We start from the raw sequence: 21,626 nt of genomic DNA, 5'->3' as shown, positions 1-21,626 counted from the left end.
CCGATGGAGCCGTCCCGCCCGCTGCGTGCCGACGCGGTGCGCAACCGCACGAAGATCCTCGACGCGGCGCGGGAGCAGATCACCCGGCTCGGCCCCGACGTCCCGATGGACACGATCGCCGAGGCCGCGGGGGTCGCCGTGGGCACGTTGTACCGGCACTTCCCGACGAAAACCGACCTCGTCACGGCGGTGATCGGCGAGCACAGCGAACTGCTCACCGAAGCCATCGAGGCGGCGGCCGAGCGGGTGGCGGGCGGGGCCGGCGCGATGAGCGCGATCTCGGCGCTCGTGAGAGACATTGTCGAGGCGGCGGCCGCCGACCGGGCGGTCAAGGCTGCGGCACAGAACGTCGGCGCCGAGTACCTCACGCCCGACCAGGAGAGCCGCAGCCGCGTCGCGATGACGCGGTTGATCGAGGCCGCCCAGCGCGACGGCCGGCTGCGGGACGACGTGACCGCCGACGACTTCTACCTGCTCATCCTCACGGCGCCGACGGACGTCGAGCCGGCGGTGCGAGCGCGGTGGCTGCAGCTGTTCCTTGCGGGCTTCACCACCGGCAAGGACTGAAAACCCTTACCTGCCAACAAGCTCACTGCTCCCGCTGCACGACCACGCCGAGCACGCCCGGCCCGGTGTGCGCGCCGATCACAGCGCCGAGCTCCGAGACCACACACCCGCCGGCGCAGCCGGGCACGGCTTCCTCCAGGCGGTTGGCCAGCTCGACGGCTCGTTCCGGCGAGGCGAGGTGGTGCACGGCGAGCTCGACCGGGCCCTCGCCGGCCGCCTCCACGGCGAGCTCGACCAGCCGCGCCATGGCCCGGTTCATGGTCCGGACCTTTTCCAACGGAAGGATGCGCCCTTCGGACATGTGCAACACCGGCTTCACCGCGAGTGCCGTGCCCAGCAGCGCCGCGGCGGGCCCGATCCGGCCACCTCGGCGCAGATGCTCGAGGGTCTCGACCACGAAGAGCGTGGACGAGCGCCCGGCGGCATCGACCGCGGCCGCCTCGACGTCGACCGCCGACTTGCCCGCGGTGGCGGCCACCGCGGCGTGCAACGCGGCGAACCCGAGCCCCATGGCCGTGGTGCGCGAGTCGACCACGCGCACGAGGTCCGGACCGACCTCCTGCGCGGCGAGCACGGCGGCTTCCCACGTGCCGGAGAGCTCTTTGGACAAGTGCACCGACACCACGGACTCGGCGCCGTCCTCGAGCGCGGCGCGGAAGACGGTCGCGAACTCGGCGGGCGTGGGCCGGGACGTGGTGACGATTTTGCGCTCCCCCAGCGCTTCCGCGAGGGCGGCGGGGCCCATCTCGGTGCCGTCGTAGGAGACGGCGCCGTCCACGAGGACGTGCAGAGGCACCACACGCACCGAGTGCCGGTCGGCGAAGCCCTCCGGCAGATGGGCGGTGGAGTCCGTGACCACGGCGACCGACACGCCGTCAGCCTACGTGGCCGGGGCGCAAAGTCGGTGTCATCAGCTTCGCCATGGCCGTGCCGACTGCTTCGTGCCCCGCCCAGCCCCAGTGCATGCCGTCGGGGTTGCCGTCGCCGCCGAGCACGTGATCACCCACGACGGCGGAGAGATCGAGCAATGGCACGTCCAGCCGCTCGCCCCACGCGGCCATCGCGGCGGCCGCGGCGGGGCGGGCGGTGTGGACGCGGCCGTACGCGTCGGCGCGGTGCACCGACGGCAACATCCCGAAGATCGGCAGTTCGGGCCGCAACACGCGCAACGCCTCCACGGCGAGGTCGAGGTAGTGCACGGTCAGCTTCGCGGGCAGCACGACCGGCCGGCCCCGCAACACGACGGACAGCCGCGGCTGCGCAGCCAGATACGCGCCGCGCACGACGCGGCGCACGCCGTCGGGACGGAGGTAACGCAAGCCGGTACGGAGGTAGGTCGGCAGCGGCGACGGGAGCGTGTCCATGCTGCCGATCGCCAGCACGACGGCGTCCACGTGGTGCAGATCGGCCCACACGCGCGGGTCTCCGGTCATCGACCACCACACGTCGCGCGCGGTCCAGCCGATGCCGGCGACCAGGTCGGCGCGCCCGTCGAGCGCGGTGGCTGCAACGTTGGGCCACAGGCGTGATTCGTCGGCGGCGCAGGGACCAACCGGTCCGTGGAAGCTCAGCGAGTCACCGAAGACGAGCAGGTGCGGGCCCATCGATCAGCCGGTGATCCCCGCGTTGTACGCATACAGCCGCCAGGCGTCGTCGCGGCGGCCGAGCTCCACCCAGTGGCAGTTCATGATCCCGCCGAGCGACGGCCAGATCTCGATCGGCAGGCCGAGCAGCTTCGCCGTGAGCGCCACGATCAGACCACCGTGCGAAGCGAGCAGCACCGACTCGCCGGCGCCGGAATTGGGCTGCAGCAGGTCGTTCACGACCTCGCCCGCGCGCCCGGCCACGTCCACTCGGGACTCTCCGCCCGGCGGCGCCCACGCGGCGTCGGTGCGCCACTTGTCGCGCTCACCGGGATACGCGGCGTCGACCTCGGGGCCGGTCATGCCCTGCCACTCGCCCAAGTGCGTCTCGCGCAGGCGCTTGTCGATGCGCAATGGCACGCCGATCGCTTCGGTGAGCACTGTGGCCGTGTCGGTGGCACGGTGCAGATCCGACGCGATCACGAGGTCGGGCGAGAACCGCGCGAGCGCGGGAACGGCGAAGCGCGCCTGGTTCCAGCCGACCGGGGTCAGCGCGGAGTCGAGGTGTCCCTGCATGCGGCCGGCGGCGTTGTAGTCCGTTTCGCCGTGCCGCCAGAGCAGCAGCCGCTTCAGGCTCACGCGTCCAGACCGTCCGCGCTGTCCGCGGCGGCGTCGCCGTCGGCCGCGGCGCGCTCGAGCCCTTCGACCTCGATGCGCGGGCAGTCCTTCCACAGCCGCTCCAGGCCGTAGAACGAGCGCTCTTCCTGGTGCTGCACGTGGACGACCACATCGACGTAGTCCAGCAGCACCCAGCGGCCCTCGCGGGCCCCTTCGCGGCGGACCGGCTTGTGCCCGCCGATGCGCAGCTTCTCCTCGACGTTGTCGACGATCGCGCCGACCTGCCGCTCGTTGGCCGCGGACGCGATCACGAAAGCGTCGGTGATCACGAGCTGGTCGGACACGTCCAGCACGACCACGTCGCTGGCCAGCTTGTCGGCTGCCGCGTGCGCGGCCGCGACGGCCAGCTCTCGTGCCTCGGACGTCGCTGCCACAGTGCTCCTTCAGGGTTCGGGGTACGCCCGGACGAGGGTACCCGGTCACTCACCTCGGTCTTTGCGGTACAGGTCCTTCTTGGCGATGTAGCGGACCACGCCGTCGGGCACGAGGTACCAGACGGGCTCGCCGCGCTCCACCCGTTCGCGGCACGCGGTGGACGAGATCGCCATCGCCGTGACCTCGACGAGGCTGACCTTGCCGCTCGGCAGGTGGTGGGAGTTGAGGCGGTAGCCGGGGCGCGTGACGCCGATGAAGTGCGCGAAGTCGAACAGCTCGTCTGCCTTGTGCCAGGTGAGGATCTGCTCCAGCGCGTCGGCGCCGGTGATGAAGAACAGCTGGTCGTCCGGGTACTCCTCGTGCAGGTCCCGCAACGTGTCGACGGTGTAGGTCTGGCCGCCGCGGTCGATGTCGACGCGGCTCACGGAGAACACCGGGTTGGACGCGGTGGCGATCACCGTCATCAGGTAGCGGTCCTCGGCGCGGGTCACGACGCGCTCGGACTTCTGCCACGGCTGCCCGGTCGGGACGAAGATGACCTCGTCCAGCGCGAAGCGCGACTGGACCTCGCTGGCCGCGACGAGGTGACCGTGGTGCACGGGGTCGAACGTGCCGCCCATGACCCCGATCCGGCGTGGTGACATAGCCGGTGAGCCTATACGCGCGGGCGCGCGAGGGCTCCCCGTTCCGGCTGCGACCTACCTACTGTGCTGCTCGTTACCAATCCGGCCACAGCCACGGCGGGAACGGTGCCGGACGCGGCAGGGTCCGGTTGGGTGCCCGCCTGCTTTCGGCCGGATCGGTAACGTGCGAACCCGGCCTACCGGCTCCCCAGGAGGAGGCCGGGCCGCGCGCCACGCTCCGGCGGTCAAGGGGGCATCGCCGGGCGACCGGACACCTCCCCCGAGAGGCACCGGTTGCCGAGGAGAGCCGGGAACGCGGGGAGCCTTACGCGAGTCTCATTTGTGACTTGAATCACATAACTGCGGGTATCCGGTCGCGAACGGTCCGTTCGTGCCGCGTCCGGCTCCCGTTTTGTCGGCCGCATGGGGTAGACCGGGGACGTGGACACCACCGAAGCCCTTCGCGAGCGTGCCGAGATCCTGCTGCGGTCGCTCGCCGGCGAAACCGCGACCCTGCGCGAAGACCAGTGGACGGCGATCGAGGCCCTCGTCGCCCACCACCGGCGCGCGCTCGTCGTGCAGCGCACCGGGTGGGGCAAGTCGGCCGTGTACTTCCTGGCCACGGCCCTGCTCCGGGAGCGGGGCGCCGGCCCGACCGTCATCGTCTCGCCCCTGCTCGCGCTCATGCGCAACCAGATCTCGGCGGCCGCGCGCGCCGGGATCCACGCGGCGACCATCAACTCGGCCAACGCGCAGGAGTGGGACCAGGTGCAGGCCGCGGTGGTCGCCGGCGACGTCGACGTGCTCCTGGTGAGCCCCGAACGGCTCAACAACCCCGATTTCCGCGACGCCGTGCTGCCGAAGCTCACCGCGAGCGCCGGGTTGCTCGTGGTGGACGAGGCGCACTGCATCTCTGACTGGGGCCACGACTTCCGGCCCGACTACCGCCGGCTGCGCACGCTGCTGGGCGACCTGCCCGACGGCGTGCCGGTGCTGGCCACCACGGCGACGGCCAACGACCGCGTGGCCACCGACGTCGCCGACCAGCTCGGCATCGGCACCGGCGGCGACACGCTCGTGCTGCGCGGTCCGCTCGACCGCGAGAGCCTGCGGCTGGCCGTGGCCGAACTGCCGACGGACCAGGCGCGCCTGGCCTGGCTCGCCGAGCACCTGGCCGAGCTGCCCGGGTCCGGCATCATCTACACCCTCACGGTCGCGGCGGCCCACGACGTCGCGGCGCTGCTCGGCGAGCGCGGTTACCCGGTGGCGGCGTACACGGGCAAGACCGACCCGGCCGACCGCCAGGCCGCGGAAGACGACCTGCTGGCCAACCGGGTCAAGGCGCTCGTGGCCACGTCGGCGCTCGGGATGGGCTTCGACAAGCCGGACCTCGGGTTCGTGGTGCACCTGGGTGCGCCGTCGTCGCCGATCGCGTACTACCAGCAGGTCGGGCGTGCGGGCCGTGGTGTGGAGCGCGCCGAGGTCGTGCTGCTGCCGGGCCGCGAGGACAAGGCGATCTGGGCGTACTTCGGCTCGCTGGCGTTCCCCGACGAGCTGCGGGTGTCGCAGGTGCTGAACTCGCTCGCGTACGCCGACCGTCCACTGTCGACAGCCGCGCTCGAGCCGACCGTGGAGCTGTCGCGTTCGCGGCTGGAGATGGTGCTGAAGGTGCTCGACGTCGACGGCGCGGTCCGGCGCGTGCGCGGCGGCTGGGAGAGCACGGGCCAGGAGTGGCAGTACGACCGCGACCGCTATGCCCGGGTCGCGAAAGCGCGCGAGGCCGAGCAGTCGGCGATGCTCGGCTACATCGCCACGACCAGCTGCCGGATGGAGTACCTGCGCAGCCAGCTCGACGACCCGGACGCGGCGCCGTGCGGCCGTTGTGACAACTGCACCGGGCAGCACTGGGACACGGCGGTGTCGGAGGAGGTCGTGGGCGCCACGCGCGAGCGGCTGGACCGGCCGGGCGTCGAGGTGGCGCCGCGCAAGCAGTGGCCGAGCGGGATGAAGGGGCTCGACGTGCCGCTGTCGGGCCGCATCGCCGCCACCGAGCAGGCCGAGCCGGGCCAGGTGCTGGGCCGCCTCACCGACGTCGGCTGGGGCTCGCGGCTGCGCGAGCTCGTCGGGCCGGGCGCGGTGGACGACGTGGTCCCGGAGTCGGTGTTCCAGGCTTGTGTGAAGGTGCTCGCCGCGTGGCCGTGGACGGAACGCCCGACGGCCGTGGTGGCCGTGCCTTCGGCGACGCGGCCGGTGCTGGTGGCGAACCTCGCGGAGCGGCTCGCCGCCATCGGCCGCCTCGAACACCTCGGCACGCTGGACTCCGCCGGCCCACCCCCGCGCCAGGCCAACAGCGCCCAGCGCCTCGCCGACCTCTGGCAGCGCCTCTCCCTGCCCGACGATGTCGCCACCCGCGTCGCCGAGACCCCCGGCCCCATCCTCCTCGTGGACGACGTCATCGACACCGGCTGGACGATGACCCTGGCCTCCCGCCTCCTCCGCAAAGCGGGCGCGAAGGCGGTGTTGCCCTTCGGTTTGGCCAGCACCTCCTGACCCCGCTCGCCACGGCGGCCCACACGCACGGGACGACCAACCCGCGGGCGACAGCCGCCCCACCGCCACCGCCGGCGGCCACGGTTCGGCAAGCGGGCGCGAAGGCCGTGTTGCCCGTGAGTCTGGCGAGCACCTCCTGACCCGCGCACGACCCGACGAGCTGCGCGGGGACGGTGGCACGCAGAGTCGGACCCCGTCCGCACCGGTGATCCGCGCGTGCGGGGCAACCAGCCCGCAGCCGAAAGCCGCTCCGCGACCACCGCCGCCGCCGGCAGCCACGGTTCGGCAAGCGGGCGAAGGCGGTGTTGCCCTTCGGTTTGGCCAGCACCTCCTGACGCGGAAACCACCCGGCACCACGCCCCCGCGACCACGGTCCAGACCACCGACGGGGCCCAACCAGAACCACTTCCGCTCGGTGAAGAACTACCGATCTCCGGGCATTTCTGGCACAGTGCCCTTCCACCCGAGCGGGACGTGGAGGTCGCCATGGCCGGATCGACGGCGGAGGTCGCGACGAGGCACCGGTTGCCGGTGCGGAAGTTGTTCGCCGCCAGTGCCGGGAACGCGCTGGAGTGGTTCGACTGGACGATCTACGCGACGTTCAGCATCTACTTCGCGGGCGCCTTCTTCCCCTCCGGCAACGAAGCGCTGGCGTTGATCAACACGTTCGCCACGTACGCGCTCGCGTTCTTCTTCCGGCCGCTGGGCGGGGTGCTGCTCGGGCGGTTCGCGGACGTGCGCGGGCGCAAACCGGCGATGATCCTGACCATCGCGCTCATGGCGGGTGGGTCGGTGGCGATCGGGGTGCTGCCGACGTTCGCGCAGGTGGGTTGGCTGGCGCCGGTGCTGTTGCTGCTCGCGAGGGTCGCGCAGGGGCTTTCGCTGGGAGGCGAGGTGTCGAACGCGTCGGCGTACCTCGGGGAGATCGCGCCGGCGAAGAGGCGCGGGCGGTATTCGTCGTTCTTCTACATCTCCACCGGGTCGGCGGTGCTGATCGCGACCGTGCTGGGGTTCGTGCTGGCGCGGACGTTGGACAAGGCGCAGCTCGCGTCGTTCGGCTGGCGGATCCCGTTCCTGCTGGGCGGGGTGCTGGGTCTCGTCGGGCTGTGGTTGCGGCGCAGTCTCGCGGAGACCGAGCTGTTCGAACAGAAGAAGGAGCAGGCGCGACGTGTCGAGCGGCCGTTGCTGACCACGCTGACGCACCACCCCAAGGCGGTCGGGCAGCTCGTGGGCTTCACGATGCTGTCCACGCTTTGCTACTACACGTTCTTCAGCGCCCTCACCTCCTTCGCCGTGAAGACGCGCGGGGCGAGCGACGTCGACGTGTTCCTCGCGCTCTCGATCGCCACCGCGCTGTTCGTGGCACTGCAGTACCCGATGGGCGCGCTCGCCGACCGCGTCGGGCGCCGGCCGCAGCTGCTCGTGTGGTCGGGCGCGACGGCGCTGGTGATCGTGCCGCTGTCGTTCCTCGTGCGGCCCGGGCTCGGCGGGCTGCTCGTGGTGTTCTGCGTGGGGCTGGGCCTCTACACGGCGATGACGTCGCTCGCACCCGCGATCATGAGCGAGCTGTTCCCCACCGAGCTGCGCGGATTGGGCATCGGGGCTTGGTACAACCTCACCGTCGCGCTGTTCGGCGGGACCGCGCCCCTGGTGCTCAGCGCGCTGTCCGCGGCCGGCGCGGCCACGGCGTTCTTCTGGTACGTCGCCGGCGCCGCGGCCATCGCGTTCCTCGTCGTGCTGCGCCTGCCCGAGACGAAGGGCAGCGAACTGCGGTAATCCCTTCGAGCCCGCTCCGGCCGAGTCGCTACGCTGCGGCGAATCGACTACGCGAAGGAGGAGGGACACCGTGCGCAAGCCCGAGGTCAGTGAGGAACTCGCCCGACGCGTGGTGGACGCCCTCCACCGCGCTCTCGACGTCGACATCGCCCCGGCCGAAGCGCTCATCGCCGTCTCGACCCGCGACGGCGTGGACTACCAGTGCAATCTCGCGATGAGCCTGGGCAAACGCCTCGGCCGCCCGCCGCGCGAGGTCGCCGCCGCGATCGTCGAGCACCTCGAGATCACCGACCTCGCGGAGCCGCCGGAGATCGCCGGCCCCGGCTTCCTCAACTTCGTGCTCCGCCGCGAATGGCTCGAATCCAGCGTCAACGCGCTCGGCAACGACCCGCGGCTCGGCGTCGAGCCCGCCACGGAACCGCGGCGCATCGCGCTGGACTACAGCAGCCCCAACGTCGCCAAGGAAATGCATGTCGGGCACCTGCGCTCGTCGGTGATCGGCGACGCGATCGTGCGGCTGCTGCGCTTCGCCGGCCACGAAGTGCTGCCCCACAACCACCTCGGCGACTGGGGCACCCCCTTCGGCATGCTCATCGAGCACCTGCTCGACGAACCGCCCGCCGGACCCAGCGGCATCGGCGACCTCAACGAGTTCTACCAAGCCGCGCGCCGGAAGTTCGACTCCGACGAAGCGTTCGCCACGCGCTCGCGCGAGCGCGTCGTGAAGCTGCAGGGCGGCGACGCCGAGACACTCGCCACGTGGCAGGGCCTCGTCGACGAGTCCACGCGCCACTTCAACGAGGTCTACCACCTGCTGGGCATCACGCTCACCGACGAAGACATCTACGGCGAGAGCTTCTACAATCCCTACCTCGCCAAGGTCGTCGACGAGCTCGAGGCCGACGGGCTCACCGAGCTCAGCGACGGCGCCGTCTGCGTGTTCCCCGAAGGCTTCCACAACCGCGAGGGCGACCGGCTGCCGCTGATCGTCCGCAAGCGCGACGGCGGTTACGGCTACGCGGCCACCGACCTCGCCACCGCGAAGTACTGGACCACCGAACGCGGCGCCACCGACCTGCTCTACGTCGTCGGCACGCCGCAGGCCCAGCACTTCGCGATGCTCTTCGCCGTCTGCCGCGCCGCGGGCTGGCTCGACGGAGTGCACGCCGAGCACATCGGCTTCGGCTCCGTGCTCGGCGCCGACGGCAAGGTGATGCGCACCCGCGCCGGCGAGACGATCAAGCTCGCCGACCTGCTGGCCGAAGCCGTCGCGCAAGCCTCCGACGTCGTCGCCGAACGCAGTGAGCTCAGCGAGGCCGAACAGCGCGAGGTGGCGCGCGCCGTCGGCATCGGCGCGGTGAAGTACGCCGACCTCTCCGGCGACCGCGAGCGCGACTACGTCTTCGACTGGGACCGTATGCTGGCCAAGGACGGCAACACGTCGGTCTACCTGCAGTACGCGCACGCGCGGATCGAGTCGATCCTCGCGAAGGCCGGCGACCCGAGCACAGGCGCGCCGGTGACCCTGGCCGAGCCGGCCGAACGCGCCCTCGCCCTCACGCTGCTGCGCTTCGGCGAAGCGCTGCGCTCGGCGACCAGCGCGTACGCGCCGCACAAGCTGTGCACCTACCTCTACGAAACGGCCGTGACGTTCTCCCGCTTCTACGAGCAGTGCCCGGTCCTCAGCGCCGAGACGCCGGAGCTGCGAGCCTCGCGGGTGCAGCTGGCCACGCTCACGTCGCGCACGCTCGTGCTCGGCCTGGAACTGCTCGGCATCGAAGCACCGCGGAGGCTCTGACCGCGCGGGGTTGAGGCACGCTGTGTCTCAACCCCGCAGTCTCGATCGCGCTGTCTCAACCCCGCAGCTTGGCCACCGCACCCATCGCGCGGAACATCCCCCGCGTCATCGTCCGCCCGATCCGGCTCTCCGACGCGAACTGGTCGGCACTGCGCGCCGAGGCGCGGACGGCCTTGAAGCCGTACTTCCGCATCTCCCGCTCGTAGTCGGCCAAGTCGCCGCCCGTGCTGAGGGTGCGGCACAGCAGCTGCGCGTCGCGCAGTGCGGTGTTGGCCCCGATCCCGCGGAATGGCGTCATGCTGTGCACGGCGTCGCCGAGCAGAGTCACCGGACCGGTCTCCCATGGCTTGACGGGAATCGACGTGAGGATCGGCAGGTGGCTCACCGAACCGTCGGGTGACCCCTCGACCAAGCGGACGAGATCGGGGTGCCAGCCCCGGATCAGTTCCAGGACGGTCGCGCGCAGCCCACCACCGTCCAGTTCGGACAATCCGGCGGGGAACCGCCGGGTCCGTGCGCCGTAGCCCCACATCACGTAGCTCCCGGTGTTCTCGAACAGCACCGGGTCGACGTCTGCCGTCTCGTCGTTCACCGCGACCTTCGGGAACAAGTGCGGTGCGGTGAACATCCCGCAACCCGGCGGCGGCAGCACGTAGTTCGGCCCGGCCGTGAAGCGCCCGAAGTCACCGCTGACCGGGTACTTGCCGGCGATGACGACGACCCCGGTATCCACCCGCCGCGAGTGGGCAGGAGCTGGGCGCGGACACGAGAGTTCGCGCCGTCCGCGCCGATGACGAGGTCGGCCTCGGCCGTCGTGCCGTCCGCGAAATGCAGCGTCACCGCCTTCGGCCCGGTCTCGTACCGCACGAACTCCTTGTCGTACCACAGGATTCCGTCGAGTCCGGTCGAGAGCTCCTGATGCAGGGAGATCCGGCTCACGGAGTGGTGGGCGGTGGCCGGATCCGCCGCGGCGGGTTCGCGCATCACCGCGAGCTCGCGCAACTGCTCCGTGACGAAGGCGAACTCGTGGGCACTTTCCCCTGTCGCCGCAAGGAATCTCTGCCACGCGTCGGGCGGCAGGCACTCGTGCAACGCGGCCGCCCCGTGCGGATCGATGTGCACGCGATAACCCTGCAGTCGCTCGGTCCGCGTGCGGCTGCGTTCGTACACCGCCACCTCGACCCCGGCCCGCACCAGGCCGTGGGCCAGGCACAGGCCACCCGTCCCGCCCCGACGACGGCAACTCGCAAGTTCATGGTCTTCCCCTCTCGGACCACTCCATAATTATCCGTATGGATGATTAAGTCAACCGTGAGGATGATTGAGTCATCGACTAGGCTGATCCCGTGCCCGAGAACAGCCCCCGCCGTGCGCCGCGCGAACGTCAGCGCGACCCCGAGCGCACGAAGGCGCGCATCCTCGAAGCGGCCAAGGCGGAGTTCGGCAGTAAGGGCTACGCCGCGGCGCGCGTCGGCGAGATCGCCGCGCGCGCGGGCGTGAACAAGCAGCTGATCTCGTACTACTTCGGTGGCAAGGAAGGCCTGTACACCGAGCTGAACCGGCCGGTGTTAGACAGCTTCAGCACACTGGCCGCGCCGGATCGCGAGCTCGCGGACGTCGCCGCCGAGTTCGTGCGCTCGGGCCTCGCCGACGCCGACCTCGGCCGGCTGTTCCTCTGGGAGAACCTCACCGACGGCGAGCCGGACGCCGTCGGCGTCGAAGCTCAGCGCGCGTTCCTGCAGCGCCAGCTCGACTACGTCCGCGCCCGTCAGGAGGCCGGCGACTTCCCGGCCGACGTCGACCCGGCAGCACTGATGCTCGTGCTGATGGCTGCGGCCAGCGCGTCGCTCGCGTTCCCGCGCGTGGCCCGCGCGCTCACCGGCCAGGACCCGGGCTCAGCCGAGTTCGCCGAGGACTACGCGGAGCAGCTGGCCCGCATCGTGCGAGCACTCAAGCCCTGACGATCAGCGCCACTAGTTCGTCGGCCAGCTCCGGGCCCACCGGGGTGCGGGTGGCGAGCAGGCGATACCAGAGGGTGCCGAACACGACGTCGATCAGGGTTTCCCGGGAGACGCCGGCGGGGAGCTCGCCGCGTTCGGCCGCGCGGTCGATGATCCGGCCCAGCACCTCGCGGCGGCGCAGCAGGAAGTCTTCGCGGAAGCGGTCGCCGAACGCGGGGTCCACCTGCGCCTGCGCCATCAGCGCGCGCAGCGTGTCGCCGACGGTCTGCTTGCCGCCGAGCGCGAACGTGTCGCGCAGGAACTCGCGCAAGTCCGCCGCGAGGTCGCCGTGGTCGGGCACCGGCACGATCAGGTCGGCTTTGCTCGCGAGTGCCTCCATGAGCACGTCCGCTTTGGACGGCCACCACCGGTAGACGGTCTGCTTGCCCGAGCCGGAGCGCGCCGCGATGCCTTCGATAGTCAGGCCGGCGTACCCGACCTCGGCGATGAGTTCCAAGGTCGCGACGAGGATCGCGTCGCGACTGGCGGCACTGCGCTTGCGGCCGGGGCGGCTGCCGAGGGGCTGGTCGGTCACGAGAACCGATGGTAGCTTAATTCGAGACGAGACGTTACGGTTCGAAATAGGAGACCACATGAGCAACAGCACGGCCCTCGTCGCTGGGGGCACCTCGGGCATCGGGCTGGCGACCGCGCGCAAGCTGCGCGAACGCGGGTTCGACGTCCACCTCACCGGCCGCGGCAAAAAGCGGCTCGACGACCTGGCGGCCAGCGACCCCGGCCTCACCGGCCACCAGGCCGACGGCGGCGACGCGGCCGCCATGGCCGCGCTCGCCGAGACGATCGGGCGGATCGACGCCCTCGTCGTGAGCCTCAGCGGCAGCGAGGGAATGGGGCCGATCGCCGACCTCGACCTGGAAATGCTGCGGCGCGCCTTCGACGCGAAGTTCTGGGCGCACCTCACCACCATCCAGGCGGTACTCCCGAGACTCGCGCCGACGGCGTCGATCACGCTGGTCACCGCGATCACCGCGCGCACCGGCATGCCGGGCACGACCGGACTGGCGGCGATCAACGGCGCCCTGGAGGCGGCCGTCAAACCGCTGGCGACGGAGCTCGCGCCGATCCGGGTCAACGCTGTGTCACCTGGGGTGGTGGACACGGCTTGGTGGAGCGGCTTCCCGGCCGAGCAGCGCGCGGCTCACTTCGCGCAGGTCGCTTCCGTCCTGCCGACCCGGCAAGTCGCGTCGGCCGACGACGTGGCCGAAGCCGTGGTCTTCGCGGCCACCAACCGGACCACGACCGGCACGGTCTTGGAAAGCGATGGTGGGCGCGGTTGATCACGCTCTGACGCCGCGGCGGGACTTGAGCCGTGGTCACGACTCAAGTCCCGCTGTGGCGCGGGTTTCCAGTGAGACGGTCACCGGAGAGCAGCCTGCACAGCTGGGAGGGGCGCAGGCTCCTACACCGCAACACGCTCGGCCGGCCCGGAGCCACGCCTGCTCGGCGCCGAACAACGCCTGCAACGCAAGCGGGATGCCCAGCGCCAAATACCCGCTGACCGGGGTCGCCTGGCGCCGCCGGCCCGGCGTCCCGCGCCAAACAGCTCAGCCGCGGACTTGCCAGAGGGCCCGGCTCGAGCCGGAGATACCGCACGCAAACGAGACGACGAGCTGCTCGACGAGCCCCGCGCCCGAACGCCGACTGACCGGGCCCGGCGCCATCAACCCGGCATCTCGCGCCAACACTCGACCGCCCCACCACAGCCCGGCGCCGCCCCGGCTCGACACCGAAGACCTCCAGCAACTCAAAAGAGAACCCCTCTGCGTGGCGAGCCCGACGCCAACCGGCAGAAGCAGCACCGTCAGCCCCGCAGCCCGCGCCGGCGCCGGCGCTCAGCCGCCCCACCACAGCCACAACAGCCACGCGCAACCAGCGCCCGCCAAGCGCCGGAGACCGGCGAAACCTCACCCGGCGTCGACCGGCCGAAGCAGCACCGTCAGTCCAGGGTGTCGCACCAGGGCAGGCTCAGGCGGCCCACCGCGGCGACGACCGCGGCGCGCAGCCGAGCGGGGTCGGTAGTCGCTGAGGACCGCAGAGCGCCGGGGTACAGGATCGCCGTGTGGTGGAGGGCCCAGATCAGGGCGTAAAGGTCCGCAGCGTCGACGACCTCGGCGACGCGCGGCGCGGGCTCCCCCGATTCTCGCCGGAGAACATCGCGGCCAACCTCGTGCTGGTGGACCGGGTTCGCTCGCTCGCCGAGGAGAAAGGCGTGGCGCCGGGCCAGGTCGGGCTGGCCTGGGTGATGAGCCACGACGTCGTGCCGATCCCGAGAACCAAACGCCGGAAGTACCTCAACGAGAACGCCGCAGCCGCGGACGTGTCGCTCAGCGAAGCCGACCTCGCCCGGCTCGAAGCCGCCGTGCCACACGCGGGCCGTCGCCGGGGATCGCGACACGCCCGCAGGGCTGGCCAAGACGAACGGCTGAGGAAGGCCCGGTGCCGCCGGAAAACGCGGGGGCACCGGGCAGACGTCGTAGCGAAGTTCAGCGACGCAGTGTTGGTCAACGACGCAGCGGCACGAGATCGTCCGCGTGGACGACCTCACGTCGGTGCTCCACGGGAACCTCGTGACTCGACCGCCCGATGAGATCCGGCAGCTCGCTCGCGTCGAACGCCACCACGCCACGAGCGACCGGGACGTCCTTGGCGTCGACGAGGTCCACGACGTCGCCCGCCTCGAACTTGCCGGTCACGCCGGTGATGCCGGCCGCCAGCAGCGAACGGCGGCGCAGGATCGCGGCCACCGCACCGTCGTCGAGGCGAAGGCGGCCGGACGAGTCGGCGGCGTAACCGAGCCAGAAACGGCGTGCGGACAGGCGGGTGTCGGCCGGGGCGAAGACCGTGCCGACGTCGGCCGCGCCGAGGGCGCCCGCCGCGTCGACGGCGGCCGCGAGCAGCACGGGGATGCCGGCGCCCGCGGCGGTGCGGGCGGCCGCGAGCTTCGAGACCATGCCACCCGTGCCGAGGCCCGAGGAGGACATGCCGACGGAGATGCCCTCCACATCGGACTCGCTGATCACCTCGGCGATCTTGCGCTTCGCGCCGTCGCGGGGGTCGCCGTCGTAGAGGCCGTCCACATCGGACAGGAGGATCAGCGCGTCGGCGCCGATGAGGTGGGCGACGAGGGCGGCGAGGCGGTCGTTGTCGCCGAAGCGGATTTCCTGCGTGGCCACGGTGTCGTTCTCGTTCACCACGGGCACCGCGCCGAGCGCGAGCAGCCGCGAGAACGTGCGCTGTGCGTTGCGGTAGTGCGCGCGGCGCACCACGTCGTCCGACGTCAGCAGCACCTGGCCGACGGTGAGCGAGTACCGGCCGAACGACTCCGCGTAGGCGTGGGCCAGCGCGAGCTGCCCGACACTCGCCGCCGCCTGCTTCGTGGCCAGGTCACGCGGGCGCTTGCCCAGCGACAGCGGCGCGAGGCCGGCGCCGATGGCACCCGAGGACACGAGCACGATCTGGCAGTTGCGGGCCACGCGCGCCGCGATGGCGTCGACCAGCTCGTCGAGCCGCTTGACGTCCAGGCCGCTGCCGGCGGTCGTCAGCGCCGACGAACCGACCTTGACGACGAGCCTGCGGGCTTCGGCGATCTCGACGCGCGTCCCGCTCACCGGTCCAGTTCCTCCAGATCGTCGTCGAGGTCATCCGCGAAGTCGGCGTCATCGGAGTCCGTGCCGGAGAACGACTCGTCCTCCCCGGTCCCGTCCCGACGGATCCGGCGGGCTTCCTTGCGCTCGGCCGCGCCGATGCGGTCGTTCTTCTCCAGCCGCACGTCGGTACCACGCCCGGACAGGTGCACCGCGACGCTGGGCGACGACGGCTCCCACTCGAACTGCACGTCGCCGATCGTGACCGGGCTGCCCGGCTTCGCACCCTTCTTCGCGAGTGCGTCCTCGACGCCGAGACGGTTGAGCCGGTCGGCGAGGTAGCCGACGGCCTCGTCGTTGGTGAAGTTCGTCTGCCGGATCCAGCGCTCGGGCCGCGCGCCGCGGACGATGAACGCGCCCTCTTCCTCCGGGTCGGCCGAGACGGTGAAGCCGCTGTCGTCGATGGCCAGCGGGTGCAGCACGATGCGCTGCTGCTCCAGCACCGGCTGCGCTTCGCGGTACTCCTCCACGACCTTCGCCAGCGCGAACGTGAGCTCCCGCAGGCCCTTGCGTGAAGCCGTCGAGACCTCGAACACCTGCAGGCCGCGGGCCTCGAACTCGGGTCGCACGAACTCCGCCAGCTCGGCGGCTTCGGGCACGTCGATCTTGTTGAGCACCACCACGCGCGGGCGCTCGTCGAGCTTGCCGCCCAGGCCCGGGGTGTACTTCGCGAGCTCCTCTTCGAGGGCGTCCACATCGGACACCGGGTCGCGGCCCGGTTCCAACGTCGCGCAGTCGACCACGTGCACCAGCACGGCACAGCGCTCGATGTGGCGCAGGAAGTCCAGGCCCAGGCCCTTGCCCTCCGACGCGCCGGGGATCAGGCCCGGCACGTCGGCCATCGTGAACACGGTGGAGCCGGCGGTGATCACGCCGAGGTTCGGCACGAGCGTGGTGAACGGATAGTCGGCGATCTTCGGCTTCGCGGCCGAGAGCACGGAGATCAGCGACGACTTGCCCGCGCTGGGGAAGCCGAGCAGGCCGACGTCGGCGACCGAACGCAGCTCCAGCACCAGGTTGCGCGACTCGCCGGGCTCACCCAGCAGCGCGAACCCGGGGGCCTTGCGGGCCTTCGACGCCAGCGCCGCGTTGCCGAGCCCGCCGCGGCCGCCCTGGGCCGCGATGAACGTGGTGCCGGGCGACACGAGGTCGGCCACGAGCTCGCCGTCCTCGGTGAAGACGACGGTGCCCGACGGCACGCGCATCTCCAGCGGTTCGCCGGCGGCGCCGTTGCGGTTGCTGCCCTGGCCCATCTTGCCGCTGCCGGCGCGGGCGTGGGGGCGGAAGTGGAAGTCGAGCAGGGTGTGGACGTTCGAGTCGACGACGAGCGTGACGTCGCCGCCGTTGCCCCCGTTGCCGCCGTCCGGGCCGCCCAGGGGCTTGAACTTTTCGCGGTGCACGGAGGCACAGCCGTTCCCACCGTCGCCGGCGGTCAGGTGGATCACCGCGCGGTCCACGAACCGGGACGCCATGGCAACTACCTCTTCCCTACATACATAAAAAAAGGCACGAACACGCTGGGTCTGCCAGCGGCCGCACCGTGGGGGTCCGGGAGCTCGAGGCCCCCGGGTGAAATGAAACGAGCGACGTGGTCCGCGTATTCCGCGGACACACGTCGCTCGTACGCTCGGTCGTACGCGTCGAAGAAGCCGAGAAGGCTCAGGCCTCGACAGCGGACGGCACGATGTTGACCGTCTTGCGGCCACGCTTCGTGCCGAACTCGACCGCACCGGCGGCGAGCGCGAACAGCGTGTCGTCGCCGCCACGGCCGACGTTCACGCCGGGGTGGAACTTGGTGCCACGCTGGCGAATCAGGATCTCGCCGGCGTTCACCTCCTGGCCGCCGTAACGCTTCACGCCCAGCCGCTGGGCGTTGGAGTCGCGACCGTTGCGGGAGCTGGACGCACCCTTCTTGTGAGCCATCGCTCAAGCCTCTTTCTGAAGTCTACGAAGATCCGAAGAACTACTTGGAGATACCGGTGACCTCAACGCGGGTCAGCTTCTGCCGGTGACCCTGGCGCTTGTGGTAGCCGGTCTTGTTCTTAAACTTGTGGATCCGGATCTTCGGACCCTTGGTCTGCTCCACGACCTTGCCGGTGACCGAGACCTTCGCCAACGCGTCGGCGTCCGTGGTGACCTCGCCACCGTCCACGAACAGCACGGCGGGGAAGGTGTGCTCGGTGCCCGGCTCGCCCTCGAGCTTCTCGACCTCGACGACGTCGCCGACGGCCACCTTGTACTGCTTGCCGCCGGTCTTGACGATCGCGTACGCCGACACGGAAGTCTCCTGCATTAACTCGGCCCTGTAACTACTAGGCAATCGGGTGGGGGGCTGGCGCGGACGGCCCGCCCGAAGGCGGTCCAGGTGCTCGCGCAGCGACCTGCTCTGGTGGCAGGCCGTACTACAGGTTACGTGAGGTTCCCCGGTGGATGGACACCGGGGTCCCCTACGTGGTCTTTCAGCTCTGCTCCGAGGCGTGCACCGGCGGACCCGCCGGGCGCGACGCCGCCCGGCGCGACCGGCGCCGGGTGGGTCGCGTGGCCGGAGCCGGCACGTCGACCTCGGATTCGGTCTCCGAAGTCTCCTCGGCCGCCTCAGCGGTCTTGGTCACCTCGGTCTTCTCAGCCGGCCGAGAAGCTTCCTCGACGGGCGGCGCCGGGGTCTCGGCGGCCGGGGCCGCCGTCTCCTGCGCCGTCTCCACCGTCTTCACGGCCTCGGCCAGCGGCTTCGGCTCGTCCTCGACGTGCGGCTCCGGCTCGCCCTCGTGCTCACCCTTGTGGGACGCCACCTTCGACGCGTTCGCCATCGCCTGCACGGCCGAGACCACGGACTCGCGCTGCTCGGGCGTGGGCGCCGGTGCCGGCTCCACGACCTTGGCGTGCTCGGGCTGCGGTTCCTCGCCCTTGCCACGGCCACGCGAACGCCGGGAGCTCTTGGTGTCCCCGCCGCCGCCACCACCGTTGCCGTGGTTGTGGCCGTTGTTGTTGCCGCCGCCGTTGCCGCCGCCGGTGCCGCCACCACCGGTGCGCTGCGGCTCGGTGGACACGATGACCCCGCGGCCCTTGCAGTGCTCGCACGGCGTGGAGAACGCCTCGAGCAGGCCCGTGCCGATCTTCTTGCGGGTCATCTGCACGAGACCCAGCGACGTGACCTCGGCGACCTGGTGGCGCGTGCGGTCGCGGCCGAGGCACTCGGTGAGGCGCCGCAGCACCAGCTCGCGATTGGACTCGAGCACCATGTCGATGAAGTCGATCACGATGATGCCGCCGATGTCGCGCAGCCGCAGCTGGCGGACGATCTCTTCCGCCGACTCCAGGTTGTTGCGCGTCACCGTCTCCTCGAGGTTGCCGCCCGAGCCGGTGAACTTGCCGGTGTTGACGTCGATCACCGTCATCGCCTCGGTGCGGTCGATGACGAGGTAACCGCCGGAAGGCAGCCAGACCTTGCGGTCGAGCGCCTTCGTGATTTGCTCGTCGATCCGGTGGTCGGCGAACACGTCGCCGGTGCCGGTGTAGCGCTTGAGCCGGTCGGCCAGGTCCGGGGCCACGTGCTCCACGTACGAGTGGATCGTGTCGAAGGACTTGCCGCCCTGCACCTCGAGCTTGGCGAAGTCCTCGGTGAACAGGTCGCGCACGACCTTCACCAGCAGGTCGGGCTCCTCGTAGAGCATGGTCGGCGCGCCGCCCTTCTTGGCGGCACCGGCGTCGGCCTTCTCCTTGATGACGTCCCACTGCACCTTGAGGCGGCGGACGTCGCGGTCGAGCTCCTCCTCGACGATGCCCTCCGACGCGGTGCGGATGATCACGCCCGCGTCCTCGGGGACGATCCGCTTGAGGATGTCCTTGAGGCGGCGCCGCTCGTTCTCCGGCAGCTTGCGCGAGATGCCCGTGGCCCCGCCGGCCGGCACGTAGACCAGGAAGCGGCCGGGCAGCGAGATCTGCGTGGTCAGCCGGGCGCCCTTGTGCCCGACCGGGTCCTTTGTGACCTGCACGAGCACGCTGTCACCGGTGGACAGGGCCTGCTCAATCTTGCGTGCCTTGCCCTCCAGGCCGGCGGCGTCCCAGTCGACCTCGCCGGCGTAGAGCACGGCGTTGCGGCCGCGGCCGATGTCGATGAACGCGGCCTCCATGCTCGGCAGCACGTTCTGCACGCGGCCGAGGTAGACGTTGCCCACGATCGAGCCGGTGCCGGCCGAGGTGACGAAGTGCTCCACGAGCACGCCGTCCTCGAGCACGGCGATCTGCGTGGAGTCGCCCTTCTCGGCGACGACCATCGTGCGCTCCACCGCCTCGCGGCGGGCGAGGAACTCGGCCTCGGACAGGATCGGGGCACGGCGGCGGCCGGCCTCGCGGCCGTCGCGGCGGCGCTGGCGCTTGGCCTCCAGGCGGGTGGAGCCGCGGACGCTGCGCACCTCGTCGCGCGCCGGGCGCTCGGGCTGCTCGGCCTTGGCCTGGCGCACGTGGGTGACGGTGTTGGGCGGGTCGTCGGTGGTCGCGTCGGACCCGTCGTCGTCCCCGCCCTTGCGACGGCGGCGACGGCGCCGGCGGCGGCTGCCGCCCTCGCCGTCGGAGTCGCCGTCGGCATCGGCTTCGCCGGACGCGTCCTCGGACTCGGCCTGCTCACCCTGCTCGGAGTCGGCCTTGTCGGCCTGCTTCTCGGGCTTGTCGGCCGGCTTGTCGTCCTGCTTCGCCGAGCCGCGCTTGCGCTCCGGCTCGTCGGCGGCCTCGTCGTCTTCGGCGCCGCCCTCGTCGCCGCCCTTGCCCCGGCCACGGCCACGGCGGCCGCGACGACGTCGGCGCCGACCGGCCGCACCGTCCTCGTCGTCGTCGGAGCGGTCGTCGGTGTCCTCGCCCGTGGTGTCCTCGGCCTGCTCGTCCTCGGCCGGCGCCTCCTCGGCGACCGGCTTCGGGCCGACGCCGAACACCGGCTCGGGCCGGCTGCGCGCGGGCCGCTCGCCGGCGGGCTCGGGCTCCGGCGGCAGGAAGACCGGCGACGGCGCGGCGAACACCGGCACGTGCACCGGGCGCTTGGCCTGCGCCGGCTCCTCGGCCTCGACCTCCGCGGGCGGGTCGCTCACGACGACCGCGGGCACGGCGGCCCGGCGGACGCGGCGGCGCGGCTCGCGCTGTGCCGGGGCGGCCTGCTCCTCGGCGGGCTGCTCGGTGACCTCGGTGACCTCGGGGGCCTCGGCGGTCTTGCTGGTCTTGGCGCTTTCGGCGCTTTCGGCCTGGACGGGTTCGGGCTGAGCCGGCTGCTCAGTGACCTGGGCGACCTCAGGGGTCGTGGTAGCCGCGGGCGTGCTCTCGGCCGGGGCGAGCGCCTCGGCCACCTTGACGGCGACCTCGCGCGTCACGCTCGACTGCGCGCTGCGGGGGCTCTCGCCCAGCTCGGCCAGCTTGGCGAGCAGGTCGCGGCTGCTGGAGCCCAGCAGCTTGGCCAGCGCGTGCACGCGAATGCGCGGCGGCAGCTCCCCGAGCTGGCTGGTCACGGGTGCGGCGGTATTCCCGCCGGTCTGATCGGCGGGTGTTTCCGCGTTCGACATGTGTCTCCTCCGCCCCCGGGCGCGTCTGCCGGTTCTCACCGGTCACGACGCGGCCGCGCAGGGGCCCTTTCTGTTCCGTGCCCGCCGTGGTGGTGACCAGCGGCGGGAATCCTTGCGTGGTAAACCGTGCGGTCCACCGGGTTCGGCGAACCGGGCACGGTCAGGTCTCCTCGGCGGCGCGCCGGCCTGGCTCCGACCCCTCGCGGGCCAGCCCCACCACGTCGAGCTGCCCGGCCTCCCGGGGGCGACGCGAATGGTGCCGGTCCGGCACTCCTCCGGACCACTCACGACGCAGGCAGGATGCCCGTCGTCGAGGCGGTCGACGTGAGTATCCCACACCCCGGGGTGCACCCGGTGTAGTCGGTGCCTTGCGCAGCCACCCGGGCGTGCCGAGGTGGGGCGAACTTGGCCGTTTCGCTTGTCCCGCCGCCCGAGCCTGGTTACCGTGCGGCTCGGGCACGCGTGCGC

At 71.5% G+C, this 21,626-nt stretch carries 20 protein-coding genes; 7 read left to right on the top strand and 13 right to left on the bottom strand.

What is annotated here, in order from left to right:
- Positions 1 to 3 precede the first annotated feature (3 nt).
- A complete protein-coding gene (locus QRX50_RS22735; protein WP_285973919.1) occupies positions 4 to 567 on the top strand; it encodes a TetR/AcrR family transcriptional regulator in 564 nt (187 codons plus the stop codon).
- Between the two features lie 22 nt (positions 568 to 589).
- Here the strand turns inward: QRX50_RS22735 and QRX50_RS22730 are convergent, their stop codons facing one another.
- From QRX50_RS22730 to nadD, 5 genes are read right to left on the bottom strand one after another with little or no spacing between them, the layout of a single operon-like run.
- Complete coding sequence (locus QRX50_RS22730) at positions 590 to 1,438, bottom strand: DegV family protein (protein ID WP_285973918.1); 849 nt, start codon at positions 1,436 to 1,438, stop codon at positions 590 to 592.
- 4 nt (positions 1,439 to 1,442) lie between these two features.
- The gene (octT, locus tag QRX50_RS22725) at positions 1,443 to 2,171 is read right to left on the bottom strand and encodes a diglucosylglycerate octanoyltransferase (protein ID WP_285973917.1); all 729 of its coding nucleotides are present in this window, start codon (positions 2,169 to 2,171) and stop codon (positions 1,443 to 1,445) included.
- A 3-nt stretch (positions 2,172 to 2,174) separates the two neighbouring features.
- A complete protein-coding gene (locus QRX50_RS22720) occupies positions 2,175 to 2,789 on the bottom strand; it encodes a histidine phosphatase family protein (RefSeq protein ID WP_285973916.1) in 615 nt (204 codons plus the stop codon).
- Complete coding sequence (rsfS, locus tag QRX50_RS22715; protein WP_285973915.1) at positions 2,786 to 3,202, bottom strand: ribosome silencing factor; 417 nt, start codon at positions 3,200 to 3,202, stop codon at positions 2,786 to 2,788. The genes QRX50_RS22720 and rsfS overlap by 4 nt, the downstream gene beginning before the upstream one ends.
- A gap of 45 nt (positions 3,203 to 3,247) precedes the next feature.
- Positions 3,248 to 3,823: a nicotinate-nucleotide adenylyltransferase gene (nadD, locus tag QRX50_RS22710; protein ID WP_285974533.1), complete on the bottom strand. Its 576-nt coding sequence runs from the start codon at positions 3,821 to 3,823 to the stop codon at positions 3,248 to 3,250.
- A gap of 444 nt (positions 3,824 to 4,267) precedes the next feature.
- Here nadD and QRX50_RS22705 point away from each other — a divergent pair, with 444 nt between their 5' ends.
- The 3 genes from QRX50_RS22705 to argS all read left to right on the top strand — a co-directional run bounded on the left by QRX50_RS22705 (position 4,268) and on the right by argS (position 9,950).
- Positions 4,268 to 6,376, top strand: a complete 2,109-nt coding sequence (locus QRX50_RS22705; protein ID WP_285973914.1) for a RecQ family ATP-dependent DNA helicase — start codon at positions 4,268 to 4,270, stop codon at positions 6,374 to 6,376.
- Between the two features lie 486 nt (positions 6,377 to 6,862).
- Complete coding sequence (locus QRX50_RS22700; protein WP_285973913.1) at positions 6,863 to 8,152, top strand: MFS transporter; 1,290 nt, start codon at positions 6,863 to 6,865, stop codon at positions 8,150 to 8,152.
- A gap of 70 nt (positions 8,153 to 8,222) precedes the next feature.
- On the top strand, positions 8,223 to 9,950 hold the full coding sequence (argS, locus tag QRX50_RS22695) for an arginine--tRNA ligase (RefSeq protein ID WP_285973912.1): 1,728 nt from the start codon (positions 8,223 to 8,225) through the stop codon (positions 9,948 to 9,950).
- Between the two features lie 55 nt (positions 9,951 to 10,005).
- On the opposite strand, the gene QRX50_RS22690 is transcribed toward argS, so the two are convergent.
- Positions 10,006 to 10,683 (bottom strand): FAD-dependent oxidoreductase, encoded by a 678-nt coding sequence (locus QRX50_RS22690; RefSeq protein WP_285973911.1) that lies wholly within the window; start codon positions 10,681 to 10,683, stop codon positions 10,006 to 10,008.
- Between the two features lie 613 nt (positions 10,684 to 11,296).
- Between QRX50_RS22690 and QRX50_RS22685 the strand changes: the two genes are divergently transcribed.
- Positions 11,297 to 11,911, top strand: coding sequence for a TetR/AcrR family transcriptional regulator (locus QRX50_RS22685; protein WP_285973910.1), 615 nt, complete (start codon positions 11,297 to 11,299; stop codon positions 11,909 to 11,911).
- Here the strand turns inward: QRX50_RS22685 and QRX50_RS22680 are convergent.
- The gene (locus QRX50_RS22680; RefSeq protein ID WP_285973909.1) at positions 11,901 to 12,485 is read right to left on the bottom strand and encodes a TetR/AcrR family transcriptional regulator; all 585 of its coding nucleotides are present in this window, start codon (positions 12,483 to 12,485) and stop codon (positions 11,901 to 11,903) included. The genes QRX50_RS22685 and QRX50_RS22680 overlap by 11 nt on opposite strands.
- Positions 12,486 to 12,543: 58 nt before the next feature.
- Here QRX50_RS22680 and QRX50_RS22675 point away from each other — a divergent pair, with 58 nt between their 5' ends.
- A complete protein-coding gene (locus tag QRX50_RS22675) occupies positions 12,544 to 13,248 on the top strand; it encodes an SDR family oxidoreductase (RefSeq protein ID WP_285973908.1) in 705 nt (234 codons plus the stop codon).
- 659 nt (positions 13,249 to 13,907) lie between these two features.
- Here QRX50_RS22675 and QRX50_RS22670 read toward each other — a convergent pair.
- Positions 13,908 to 14,222, bottom strand: a complete 315-nt coding sequence (locus tag QRX50_RS22670) for a hypothetical protein (protein ID WP_285974800.1) — start codon at positions 14,220 to 14,222, stop codon at positions 13,908 to 13,910.
- On the opposite strand from QRX50_RS22670, the gene QRX50_RS22665 reads away from it, so the two are divergent.
- The gene (locus tag QRX50_RS22665) at positions 14,139 to 14,558 is read left to right on the top strand and encodes an aldo/keto reductase (RefSeq protein WP_353074165.1); all 420 of its coding nucleotides are present in this window, start codon (positions 14,139 to 14,141) and stop codon (positions 14,556 to 14,558) included. The genes QRX50_RS22670 and QRX50_RS22665 overlap by 84 nt on opposite strands.
- Here QRX50_RS22665 and proB read toward each other — a convergent pair.
- From proB to QRX50_RS22640, 5 genes are all read right to left on the bottom strand, one after another.
- On the bottom strand, positions 14,473 to 15,579 hold the full coding sequence (gene proB / locus QRX50_RS22660) for a glutamate 5-kinase (protein ID WP_285973907.1): 1,107 nt from the start codon (positions 15,577 to 15,579) through the stop codon (positions 14,473 to 14,475). The two genes, QRX50_RS22665 and proB, sit on opposite strands and share 86 nt — an antisense overlap.
- Positions 15,576 to 17,087, bottom strand: coding sequence for a GTPase ObgE (obgE, locus tag QRX50_RS22655; protein ID WP_285973906.1), 1,512 nt, complete (start codon positions 17,085 to 17,087; stop codon positions 15,576 to 15,578). The genes proB and obgE overlap by 4 nt, the downstream gene beginning before the upstream one ends.
- A gap of 187 nt (positions 17,088 to 17,274) precedes the next feature.
- Positions 17,275 to 17,538 (bottom strand): 50S ribosomal protein L27, encoded by a 264-nt coding sequence (gene rpmA / locus QRX50_RS22650; protein WP_285973905.1) that lies wholly within the window; start codon positions 17,536 to 17,538, stop codon positions 17,275 to 17,277.
- Positions 17,539 to 17,578: 40 nt separating this feature from the next.
- The gene (gene rplU / locus QRX50_RS22645) at positions 17,579 to 17,893 is read right to left on the bottom strand and encodes a 50S ribosomal protein L21 (protein ID WP_009081084.1); all 315 of its coding nucleotides are present in this window, start codon (positions 17,891 to 17,893) and stop codon (positions 17,579 to 17,581) included.
- A 181-nt stretch (positions 17,894 to 18,074) separates the two neighbouring features.
- Positions 18,075 to 21,158 carry a translation initiation factor IF-2 N-terminal domain-containing protein gene (locus QRX50_RS22640; RefSeq protein WP_285973904.1) on the bottom strand — a complete coding sequence of 1,028 codons (3,084 nt, stop codon included), beginning with the start codon at positions 21,156 to 21,158 and terminating at the stop codon, positions 18,075 to 18,077.
- Positions 21,159 to 21,626: the final 468 nt, after the last annotated feature.

The sequence above is a fragment of the Amycolatopsis sp. 2-15 genome, assembly GCF_030285625.1.
Classification (GTDB): domain Bacteria; phylum Actinomycetota; class Actinomycetes; order Mycobacteriales; family Pseudonocardiaceae; genus Amycolatopsis; species Amycolatopsis carbonis.
This window is presented reverse-complemented; position numbering and strand designations above follow the sequence as displayed.